Source organism: Caldimonas taiwanensis NBRC 104434 (assembly GCF_001592165.1).
In the GTDB taxonomy this organism is placed as follows: Bacteria; Pseudomonadota; Gammaproteobacteria; order Burkholderiales; family Burkholderiaceae_C; genus Caldimonas; species Caldimonas manganoxidans.
In genome coordinates this window covers 1-7,930 of the sequence record NZ_BCWK01000037.1, presented here as the reverse complement: position 1 = coordinate 7,930, position 7,930 = coordinate 1, and the positions used below count along the sequence as shown (strand labels likewise).

Annotated in this window: 11 protein-coding genes; 8 read left to right on the top strand and 3 right to left on the bottom strand. The window is 56.4% G+C overall.

Going from position 1 to position 7,930, the window contains the following annotated elements; genetic code table 11:
* Positions 1–278: 278 nt before the first annotated feature.
* The 3 genes from CTA01S_RS17085 to CTA01S_RS17075 are packed head-to-tail and all read right to left on the bottom strand — an operon-like array spanning position 279 to position 1,275.
* Positions 279–488 (bottom strand): tyrosine-type recombinase/integrase, encoded by a 210-nt coding sequence (locus CTA01S_RS17085; RefSeq protein ID WP_157451402.1) that lies wholly within the window; start codon positions 486–488, stop codon positions 279–281.
* Between the two features lie 31 nt (positions 489–519).
* Positions 520–996 carry a tyrosine-type recombinase/integrase gene (locus CTA01S_RS17080; protein WP_198150900.1) on the bottom strand — a complete coding sequence of 159 codons (477 nt, stop codon included), beginning with the start codon at positions 994–996 and terminating at the stop codon, positions 520–522.
* Between the two features lie 9 nt (positions 997–1,005).
* A complete protein-coding gene (locus CTA01S_RS17075; protein ID WP_157451400.1) occupies positions 1,006–1,275 on the bottom strand; it encodes a phage integrase N-terminal SAM-like domain-containing protein in 270 nt (89 codons plus the stop codon).
* A 76-nt stretch (positions 1,276–1,351) separates the two neighbouring features.
* Between CTA01S_RS17075 and CTA01S_RS15540 the strand changes: the two genes are divergently transcribed.
* The 8 genes from CTA01S_RS15540 (at position 1,352) to CTA01S_RS15515 (ending at position 7,325) form a co-directional block, all read left to right on the top strand.
* Positions 1,352–1,882: a DUF6680 family protein gene (locus CTA01S_RS15540; RefSeq protein ID WP_371326104.1), complete on the top strand. Its 531-nt coding sequence runs from the start codon at positions 1,352–1,354 to the stop codon at positions 1,880–1,882.
* A 128-nt stretch (positions 1,883–2,010) separates the two neighbouring features.
* A complete protein-coding gene (locus tag CTA01S_RS17050) occupies positions 2,011–2,430 on the top strand; it encodes a YbjN domain-containing protein (RefSeq protein ID WP_062196780.1) in 420 nt (139 codons plus the stop codon).
* Positions 2,431–2,821: 391 nt separating this feature from the next.
* Positions 2,822–4,225: an HNH endonuclease gene (locus tag CTA01S_RS16520; protein WP_084362499.1), complete on the top strand. Its 1,404-nt coding sequence runs from the start codon at positions 2,822–2,824 to the stop codon at positions 4,223–4,225.
* Between the two features lie 83 nt (positions 4,226–4,308).
* Positions 4,309–4,677: a hypothetical protein gene (locus CTA01S_RS15530; RefSeq protein WP_157451398.1), complete on the top strand. Its 369-nt coding sequence runs from the start codon at positions 4,309–4,311 to the stop codon at positions 4,675–4,677.
* Positions 4,678–4,980: 303 nt separating this feature from the next.
* Positions 4,981–5,337: a YkvA family protein gene (locus CTA01S_RS15525; RefSeq protein WP_062196778.1), complete on the top strand. Its 357-nt coding sequence runs from the start codon at positions 4,981–4,983 to the stop codon at positions 5,335–5,337.
* Positions 5,338–5,518: 181 nt separating this feature from the next.
* Entirely contained in the window at positions 5,519–6,082 is a 564-nt protein-coding gene (locus CTA01S_RS15520) for a hypothetical protein (protein WP_062196777.1), read from the top strand.
* A gap of 150 nt (positions 6,083–6,232) precedes the next feature.
* Positions 6,233–6,802: a GIY-YIG nuclease family protein gene (locus tag CTA01S_RS16515; protein ID WP_084362497.1), complete on the top strand. Its 570-nt coding sequence runs from the start codon at positions 6,233–6,235 to the stop codon at positions 6,800–6,802.
* A gap of 100 nt (positions 6,803–6,902) precedes the next feature.
* Complete coding sequence (locus tag CTA01S_RS15515) at positions 6,903–7,325, top strand: VOC family protein (RefSeq protein ID WP_062196776.1); 423 nt, start codon at positions 6,903–6,905, stop codon at positions 7,323–7,325.
* Positions 7,326–7,930: the final 605 nt, after the last annotated feature.

Sequence of the window (7,930 nt, the reverse complement as noted above, 5' to 3'; positions counted from 1 at the left end):
TTGAACATGGGGGCGCAGGGATGAGTGCGCCCGAAAGCCTGAAAAGGCTTGGCCAAATGGCCTACGGCGCCACGAGCGGGGCCGAAAGCCCCCGCATGTGACGCTCGAACAGCCCGAGATATCGCCATTTGACACATCAGCCGACAACAGCCGCTTCAGTGGCGGTTGTGCTGACCTTTCCTAGGCGGAGGCGATTCGTACAAACAAACCGCGCGGGTTTTGGTGTAACCCTCCTCGATGCGAAGACGTATGCCGACGGGGATTCGCTGCGCGGCCCGTCACGACCGCGGTAGGCGGTCCAGAGGACTGACCATACCCATGGGGCCGCGATTGAGCACATGGGTGTAGATCATGGTGGTCTTCACGTCGGAATACCCCAAGAGTTCTTGCACGGTGCGGATATCCTGCCCGGACTCCAGCAAATGGGTCGCAAAGGAATGGCGCAGCGTATGGACGCTGGCCGGCTTGGCGATGCCTGCGGCCAACATCGCCCGGCGGATGGCCCGCTGGATGCCCTGCTCATGGGCATGGTGACGTCACCGGATGCCGCTTCTTGGGTCCAACCGACAACTGCCGCCCCGGGAAAAGCCAAAACCAGGCCAGGGATTCATCCTCCCCCGGCTTCTTGCGCGCCAGCGCATCGGGCATCTGCACCCCCGGCAGACCGGCGGCCCGGTCCTTGCGCCAGAGGGCCGTCACCGCAGCGAGCTGCCGCTCGATGTATGGCACCAGGACCGCGGGCAGCAGGGTGCGCCTGTCCTTGTCGCCCTTGCCCTCTCGGATCGTGATCTCGCGCCGGGCAATATCCACATCCTTCACCCGCAGCCGCAGGCACTCCATGAGCCGCATACCCGTGCCGTATAACAGTCTGCCCATCAGCTGGTGCACACCATCCAGGCGGGCCAACACAGCGGCCACCGCCTCGGGCGTGAGCACCGTGGGCAGACGCTGCGGACGCTTGGCCCGAACCAGCTCGTCGAGCCAAGGTAGGTCCACGCCCAACACCTATTTGTAAAGAAACAGCAAGGCCGCCAAGGCCTGCCCCTGGGTGGAAGCCGACCCCCCGCCCTCCACGGCAAGCCAGGTCAGGAACTCTTGCACTTGGGCGGCCCCGAGTTCGCGAGGATGGCGTTTGCCATGGAAAAGGATGTATCTTTTCGTCCAATGCACATAAGCCTGCTCGGTGCGCAGGCTGTGATGACGCACTCGCAAGGCCTCGCGCAATGGGTCCAACAGACGGGGCGGCCTGGGGTTGGTGGGGGTCTCGTCTGGCATGGGAGGAATCGTGTGACACAGCGATTTGTCATGTGACACGGCGCTACCGGTGCAGTCGAATTTGCGTTAGCGTTCAATGACTCCGGAGAAAACAATGACAATAGCGGACTGGCTTATGATCTCAGCCGTTTTACTCGGCCCAATCATCGCGGTTCAGCTCACTCGCTACCTCGACAACAAAAAAGAAGAGCGCGAGCGCAAGCTTCAGGTTTTCAAAACATTAATGGCCACTCGTGCGTATACCGTCTCGTGGGATCACGTAGTCGCGCTCAACCGAATAGACCTCGAATTTGATAAAGATAATAAAAAGGAAAAAGCCGTTATCGAAGCCTGGAAGGCATATCTAGATTTGCTCGGTGACAAAACCATGCCCCCAGAACAGTGGGCCGTTAAGCGCGTTGATCTCCTTGTGGAGTTGTTGCACAAAATGGCGCAGGTTCTCGACTACGACTTTGACAAAACACACATCAAGAATTCATCGTATTCTCCAGTGGCGCACGGAAACATTGAAGACGAACAAAAGGCGCTTCGTGCAGGCTTAATACAGGTTCTTGAAGGTAAACGTCCTATCCAAATGGCGGTAGTAAATTGGCCGCAGAACCAATGAACGCTAACAACGCCATCAACGCGGACAGTGAAAAGCGGCGCGCCTTCGTCGCACCGCTTTTCACTGCCGGTTATGGCGAACGTTAGACGTCACGAAGCCCAAGCTTGGCCTCGATTGGAGTTCAATCAGTGATCTCTCCGGACAATCTGTCGATCGAGCAACTCCGGGATGCGCTTGTCCAGGCAGACGTAAAGTCCGCGGACATCGACGAGAACGGCTGTTTGAAGGTCAGGGTTCACGACCAAACCTTCGTAGTCGCTGTGATCGGCCCTCACCAGGTGCGATTTTTTCGGCCGTCCGCCGTAGCGCCTCGGCACATTGGGAATGAAGCTGCGCTTCTGAGTGCCGCCAACAGTCTTAACTCAGACTTGGCCTTCATAGGAGGGGCGTACGTTTCCGAGGAAGGTGACCTCATCTTCACGCGCGCCCTCACCGTGTCGGGTGGAGTATCAGAGTGGAACGTGGCCACGGCATTGTTGGAATTTGCGCTAGAGGCAGCCATCTTCGACCAGCTCGTGGAGAAGGCACTCGGAGGGACAGATGTCTAGGCGCGAGACCGACGGCGTGACGTCTAACAGGTCGGTCGACGCGGACACGTTGCGGCAATGGGCCGGTCACCTTTACGTTAGGCGGCAGATGATTCCGATCAGCTACTGAAAGGGGAACTCAGATGAAGCGATTCTTGGCCGGGGCAATCTTTGGGCTTTGCATTGGCATAGCGATCACCGCAGCCGCCGCTCAATTAGTTGGAGACAACGGCTACTTGATGGGCTGGGATGTCTCCATCAACGGAGAGACAGTTTGCTCAGATCCGTATGTATGGACTGGGACGCGAGAAATCGAGTGCGACTGATTGCTACGGTGGCTCAGCCGCCTAACAATTCATTCAAGCCGACGCCGCTTCGCGGCGCGGCTTAATTCAGGTGTTAGCTGTTTCACATGACCACAGAGACTTGGCATTCTGAATTCAACCCTTCGAAGTTCCTGAGTCGCGTAAACTTAGCGCAGCTTATTGAACGAAACGAGGCGTACAACGAAAACACCATAAGCGATGCAAAGGCTCCCTGCATCCTGTGTGGGAAGACCTACGCTCGTGGAATTCTATTGAATGACAAATCGTTCCTGTGTCAGCAGTGCTATTCAGAGGTAGCACTGATTTCATACCCCGAGAGATATGAGGTACTCCGCCGCCAATTTGTTGTGGCAATGGAAGCACGGAGACTTGCATGGGATGGCTTTCGTGAAAAGTATGAACACAAGTCGGAAGAAAGCGCTTTGGTATTCCTCGGCTGGGCGTCCACCCTTCTCGCTTTCGCAAATCCCGCATTTTTAATTTTGACTGCCATTCTCTTAGCCGTCGGCTATTCGAAAAACTCCGTCAACAAACAGAAGACTGAAGAGTGGCTAAGCCGAAAGAAGCAATGGGAGCAGAGCAACCCCATTCCGGCCGAGCCAACGCTAAAACACTTTCACGATCCAACAGCGGAGTTGACGCAAAGAGATCGGCAGATTCTCAAGATCTTCAATCACTGGCCTGGATACCCGCCATTTTGGAAGTACCTTCGCTCTGTGGTTATCAGTCGAGATTCCAATCGTTGCCAAGTAACTGGATGTCCCTCTCGCCTGGAATTGCATGTTCACCATATGCGCCCGGTCGCAGAAGGCGGAACCCATTCCCCAGACAATCTCGTATCGCTATGTGACTTCCATCATGCGCTTGAGCCGGAAAAGGGCCACGAAAGGATTTGGGGTGACATCAAAACGAGATATTTCACGCTTGTTTGCACTCACGAAAGAAGTAACCGGGCAAGCGGTGGGACTCATCAAGTCAAAGCACACCTCCGCCGGTTGCAACTTGTCACGCTTGATGAACTGCGTGAATTGACCAAGACATATGGCTTCTGCTGCCCTAGTTGCGGAGAAACGAAAATCAAGTTTCTCCTGTTTAGCGACAAGAACCTTATCAAGGTAGAGTGCCCCACCTGCCAGAAAGCAGCCGAAGTCCCACAACAACTTACAGAAGAAACTGGCCCGCTCCTCGCGGAAGTATTAGGCGTCACTCAAAACAAGGGCAGATGGAAAGCTAGATGGGATATGCTTTCCGAAAGAAAAAACTCCACATGGGGCATATGGAGTGGTCATGCAGTTTCAGCAAAACGTAAGCATCATAAGGAAAAAGTCGAAACGTCCAAGTCCGCACCGTTGTGCCCAAAATGCGGTGCGCCTATGCGTCTTAAACGACCGTGGAAACCGAGTCATACCTGGAAACCATTTTGGGGCTGTACACAGTACGATGTTACCGGATGTAAAGGTAGTGAAAGGTATGTCGACACAAACAGCTAACAAGCCATCAACGCGGACAGTGAAAAGCGGCGCTTCTTCGTCGCGCCGTTTTTCACTGCCGGTTATGGCGGACGTTAGCGCTTATGTCTGAATCTTTTGAAGATGTATCACGCTGGCCGGTTTCTCGCTATTTCCGCGAGGTGGTGGCGGCACAGCCTGATGGCCGTGTTTTGCTGGCGTTCGGAAAGCTGAATATTGTGGTGGGCTGCCTGCTTGCCTTGTGGCTGCTCGTTGCTGCACCGAGCAGCAATCTTGGCGGCGTTCATGTCGTGCTCCTTCTTGGCTTTCCGTTGGTCGGCTTCGTATGGTTTCTGAAGGACATGCCCTCGCCCCAGCTAACCGCGTTTGAACACATCATGCGTGCGCCTTGGCAGCGCAAGATTTCCGTTGGCCTTCAAATTTTTGTGGGGTTAGCTCCGTGGGCTGCCATAGCAAAAGCCGTATTGCGCTAACCCATCATTCCACCGGACCTGCGCGAAAAGCCGCGCAGGCCGGTGAATTCAGACGTTAGGCCTCACCACAACCCCAGAGCGGGCAATCGCAGCGCTTCGGGTACGTCGCAATCCCTTGGTTCGCAGGCCCCCCGTGGTTTCCCGACATCCATGTCGGCGTTCATGCAGTCACGCCACCCGCGCAGGCGCCACGGCGACGCCTAACGCCGCAGCTTTGCAGCAACAAGGGAGCTTCGTCCGGTTAAGCTTGAGTCCTACAGCGCGTTAGGCCTCAGAGTCAAATCTCACCACCACGGAGAAACAATGAGCACCGAAGAAGGTAAGCAACCCGACTACGCAAAGGAGTTCACCGACGACGGCTTCTGGGCCAAAGTGGGCGGCTATGCAAAAACGGCGGGCAGTGAGGTCGTGGAGAAGGCCTTGTGGCTGTACTACTCGTTCCAACGACCGGAAACGCCTGGATGGGCCAAAGCAGCGTTCGTTGGTGCATTGGGCTACTTCATCTCTCCGATCGACGCGATACCAGACATCGTCCCTGCAGTTGGCTACGCAGACGACCTCGGTGTCTTGGCACTTGCAGTCACAACAGTGGCAACCCAGATAGACGAAAGCGTCAGAGCGCTCGCTAAGAAGAAGCTACAAGACTGGTTTGGGGAGTAGTTCCCTCGAGCACCAGTCTGAGGCCTAACCCCTCGGTCGAGGCGAGGCCCAACGGCAAGGCAGCCCGCCCGCTTCCAGGTTGTGCGTATCATCCTTCCAGCGGGCGGGCCGCCTTGCCGTCGGCCCCGCCTCACCTCGAACGTTAGGCCGCACAGGCGCCCGCCCGCTTACCATCTCCCCCATGAACATCGACGGCAAAGACATCCTATTTCTTGCGATTGGCCTCCTCGGTGGCGGAGTCATCAGTTACCTCATCGCACGGAACGTCATTCACCGTCCAAAGCTGATCTTCAACCTGTTTCAAGCCGGCTTCATCGACCCTCGGACCTATCACAACAACCTTCAACTATCCGCGGCAGGTCAACCCCTTCAGAACATCGTTGTCTTCAACTTGGAGGTCTCCCTGAAGGGTCGCGCTGACTTGACGGCGGCCGCATTTGACGAACGGACCAAACCATCTATTGATTTTCCGGGCTGCAAGATCTTTGGTGTCAGAACGCTGAACAACGATGAGACTCGCTTCAACATCCCTCTCGGTCTGGCCAACGATGGGGCCCGCGTCATCGTAAATCTCAACAGGCTTCGTGCCGGCACAACCGCGCGGTTTCAGATCGTGGGGACGTTTGTGGCCCGTCCTGAAGATTTGTCAGGCTACAGCGCATCGTTCTTCCCCGGCGCCTCCACGAACGTGGACGTCGAAACCAAAGGTGCCATCGCACGCCCGTGGAAGAAGAGTGCGGCCTAACCACTCGCTCGAGCCGACCCGCTACGGCAGGCGCCGCTTGCCCACTCCAGGCCATCGTTGGTATTGTCCTTCCGCGGGCAAGCGGCACCTGCCTCCGCGGGCGGCTCAGCTCGAACGTTAGCCGTCATCCACACGGATCAACCAAGCGCTATGAATCCTTACTACATCTACGCACTGAAAGATCCAAGATCTTCCCCTGCGAAGCCTTTTTACATCGGGAAAGGGACAGGCAATCGCGCCTGGGATCACACCTTGCGCGTGGATGCGACTCGCAAAGGAAGACGCATCGCTGAAATCCAAGAGCAAGGTCACGAAGTCGTGACGGCAGTACTTGCTGATGAACTAACCGAAGCCCAAGCACTGAAATTGGAAGCCGAGTTAATCGCGGCGTTTGGTACTGAGGACACGGGTGGCCTCCTCACAAATTCGGTAATGCCATCTGGCGCCGCGCCTAAGGCAAGGCGCAGCCTGACGGTTCCCGCTGGCGTTGTGGAAAAAGCTCAAATTGGCCTGGAACTCCTAAAGGCTGCAGTTCTTGAGCTAGCCCAGGCTAACCCTGACGGAATCACCAATTCCGACGCATCGAAATCTCTTGGCCTTCAAAGCGATTACGCTGGTGGGTCCAAGGACTACCTCGCTTGGAGTGTGCTTGGGCTACTGATGCGCGAAGGGAAAATGGTTCGCGGTGAGGAAAGGAAACATCGTGCCGTTGTTCGCTAAAACTGCGGCTAACAATCGCTTCGAGAGGGACGCTCTGCCAGCAAGCTTCGCTTGCTGTCTCCGCGCCCCTCAAGCTGCACGTTAGTCCTCAGGTAAAACCATGAAGCCGCGCATCACAGTGCTCACGTTGGGGGTGGCGGACCTCGAGCGGTCCCTCCGCTTCTACCGTGACGGGTTGGGTTTTGCTACGGAAGGTATTGTCGGTAAAGAGTTCGAGCACGGTGCCGTAGCCTTCTTTAAGCTCCATGGTGGTCTGACGTTGGCCCTCTGGCCGCGCGCTAGTCTTTCGCACGACTCTGGTCTTCCCCTGAGCCCGCCCAGCTCGACCGAGTTTAGTCTCGGCCACAATGTTCGGTCACGAAGCGAGGTGGACGCCGTCATGAAACAAGCAGAGGCGGCTGGGGCGGTCATCGTGAAGCACGCGCGCGATACGTTCTGGGGCGGGTATGCTGGCTACTTCAAAGATCCAGACGGTCACTTGTGGGAGGTCGCGTGGAATCCGCAGCTGCTGCCGGACGACTGAGGCCTAACAACGCGCTCCAGCGGGACGTCCACGGCTCCACTGCGCTACGCCGTGGCCGCCCCTGAGCTTGAGCGTTAGCTGACATGAAGATTGCTCGACGCCTCGCCGTTGTTGCCACGTGCTACTTCCTGTCCTCGTACGGCATAGTGCTGTCACTTATGCTGGTAGCTATGTCGGGCACAAAGTCATTGTGCGGGGCGCTGGTTGGACTGGTCATGCTTTTCGCTTGGGTGTGCCATATCGTCATGAGTGCCAATTGGGTAATAGATAGGCCAGCTAGAAAGTGGGTGCCTGTGTATGGCACCCTTGCCGGTATTATTGGAATGGCTCTTTGGCCCATCGCGGATACGAAAATCAAACAATTTGAAGCTCTTGATGTATTTCGCGCTACAGCGATTGGAGCGGGTTTCACCCTGCCGTGCGTTTTGCTAGCCGTCTACCTCGTCCGGTTTCATCTGAAAGCGCAATCTAAGCTTCATGCCCGTCATGTCAGCTAAGGAAAATCTGCAAACCCTCCGTGCAGCGCCCCTTGGATGAGACAGTAACGCCATGAAGCAGATGAGCCTTGGCATCACCGGATTCGAACGCAAGACCAAGCGCACCCG

Excerpts from the sequence above, each read along its gene's own strand:
- CTA01S_RS17085 (WP_157451402.1), bottom strand. The coding sequence starts at position 488 with ATGTTGGCCGCAGGCATCGCCAAGCCGGCCAGCGTCCATACGCTGCGC.
- CTA01S_RS17075 (WP_157451400.1), bottom strand. The coding sequence starts at position 1,275 with ATGCCAGACGAGACCCCCACCAACCCCAGGCCGCCCCGTCTGTTGGAC.
- CTA01S_RS15540 (WP_371326104.1), top strand. The coding sequence starts at position 1,352 with ATGACTCCGGAGAAAACAATGACAATAGCGGACTGGCTTATGATCTCA.
- CTA01S_RS16520 (WP_084362499.1), top strand. The coding sequence starts at position 2,822 with ATGACCACAGAGACTTGGCATTCTGAATTCAACCCTTCGAAGTTCCTG.
- CTA01S_RS15530 (WP_157451398.1), top strand. The coding sequence starts at position 4,309 with ATGTCTGAATCTTTTGAAGATGTATCACGCTGGCCGGTTTCTCGCTAT.
- CTA01S_RS15525 (WP_062196778.1), top strand. The coding sequence starts at position 4,981 with ATGAGCACCGAAGAAGGTAAGCAACCCGACTACGCAAAGGAGTTCACC.
- CTA01S_RS15520 (WP_062196777.1), top strand. The coding sequence starts at position 5,519 with ATGAACATCGACGGCAAAGACATCCTATTTCTTGCGATTGGCCTCCTC.
- CTA01S_RS16515 (WP_084362497.1), top strand. The coding sequence starts at position 6,233 with ATGAATCCTTACTACATCTACGCACTGAAAGATCCAAGATCTTCCCCT.
- CTA01S_RS15515 (WP_062196776.1), top strand. The coding sequence starts at position 6,903 with ATGAAGCCGCGCATCACAGTGCTCACGTTGGGGGTGGCGGACCTCGAG.